The sequence below is a fragment of the Bartonella sp. AP19HLJMH genome (assembly GCF_042196245.1).
Classification (GTDB): Bacteria; Pseudomonadota; Alphaproteobacteria; order Rhizobiales; family Rhizobiaceae; genus Bartonella.
Map to the genome: position 1 here is coordinate 1 of NZ_JBHIPX010000053.1, position 1,790 is coordinate 1,790.

Below are 1,790 nucleotides of genomic sequence, written 5' to 3' on the forward strand. Positions count from 1 at the left end.
TTAAAAGCTGCATTGCCTCCTAAATAAGTAACAACCTTATCATTCGTTTCAAAAAGCTGACTACCCGTTACAGCATCTGTTGATTTAGCGCTAATCTCACCATTTGCAAGGAACGTAATTCTACTGTTTTCTTGTGTCCTGACAGCTTTACCTTTTTCTTCTTGCTTCTTTTCATGACGCGCTACAAAGGCATCGGCTTCCTTGCTCCATAACAAAGAATCCTGTGCTACTCCTTCAGAAACCTCTTTAATCCTTGCATTCACATTCTTGATATTCTCATCAAGACCTGCAAAAGCGGTTCCAACACCTTGAAAGGCACTCTCTGTTACAACTCCATCTTTAGCAATGTAAGATAATTTATACGTTGGCTGTGTAAGAGCTCCATCTTTAAAGGATGCTTCTCCACCTAAAAACTTAGCTACATCCTCACCGATTTTATTAATCTGGCCACCCGTAATTGCATCATGTGAACCCTTGGCAATCTGACCATCGGCAACATTATGAAGACCAACAGCTGCCTTATCCTTACCTTTGCCTAAAGTCACACTCGTATAATCAGTTTCATCACCTGTTTTATCGTAATGAACAACAGCCGAGTCATCTGACTGAAGGCTGGTAGAAAGATCCTTCAAACCTTTATCAAGCTGACCTTTGTTAACAGCTTCATTATCCTTTGTTGCTTCACCAACACCTGAAAGTGTCCGATCCGTACCAGTCTTGTTGGCTATGTTGATTTCACTGCCTTCTACTTCTTTACCAATAGTGATAAGATTGGTTGCTTGATCTTTCTTAACAAGGCTATCACCTTTCACATTGGTAATCTCATTATTAATCTCTTTGCTAATCTCATTTCTAATATTTGTGAAAGAATTACCAACTCCAGCCAAAGCATCCGCCACATTGCCATAGTCTATCTCTTCAGATTTACCATCATCCTTAACTGTCTTAACCTTAAAACTTGGAGCTTTCCATTGTCCTTTCTCATCATAGCCAGCACCTCCACCAAAATAGGTTGCAAGTTGTTCGTTCAGCGAATAAAGCTGTCCACCCGTGACAGCATCCGTTGAATCTTTAGAAACATCACCATCTAAAAGAAACGTAATTTTGCTGTTATCTTGAGTGGCTACAGCTCTGCCTTTTTCTTCTTGCTTCTTCTCATGACGTGCTACAAAGGCATTGGCTTCATCATTCCATAACAAAGCATCACCTTTAACTTGCTGAGTAATATTCGTTATGTTTTTAGTAAGTTCGCTAAACTTATTTGTTACATTATCATTGACATTCTTGATATTGCTATCAAGCTGGCTTTTGTTAACAGCGTCATTATTGTTCTTTGCTTCACCAACACCAGAAATTATCCGATCCCCACCGCTTTCATTTGCAATATTGATTTCTGCGCCACCTACTTTTGCACCAATAGTGAGACGACTCGTTGTCTTATCTTGCTGAACAAAGCTCTCGCTTTCCACTTTGGTAATCACATTATTAACCTGTTCGGTCAATTTATTCTGAACATTCGTGATAGAACTTCCAACACCTGCAAGTGCATCTGCTACATTCTGATAATTCTTGTCAAAAGAAGTACCATCCTCACCAAACTGCTTGATCTTGAAATCCGGTGCTTTCCATTTGCCCTCTTTATCATAACCTGCACCACCACCAAAATAAGTTGCAAGTTGTTCGTTCAGCGAATAAAGCTGTCCACCCGTTACGGCATCCGTTGATTTAGCGCTAATCTCACCATTTGCTAGAAACGTAATTCTACTGTTTTCTTGTGTCCTGACAGCTTT

General features: G+C 39.9%; 1 pseudogene. It reads right to left on the reverse strand.

Features of this window, described 5'->3' with window-relative positions:
* Window positions 1–1,790 (reverse strand): annotated as a pseudogene (locus ACFINR_RS09280) (hypothetical protein); the annotation flags it as partial.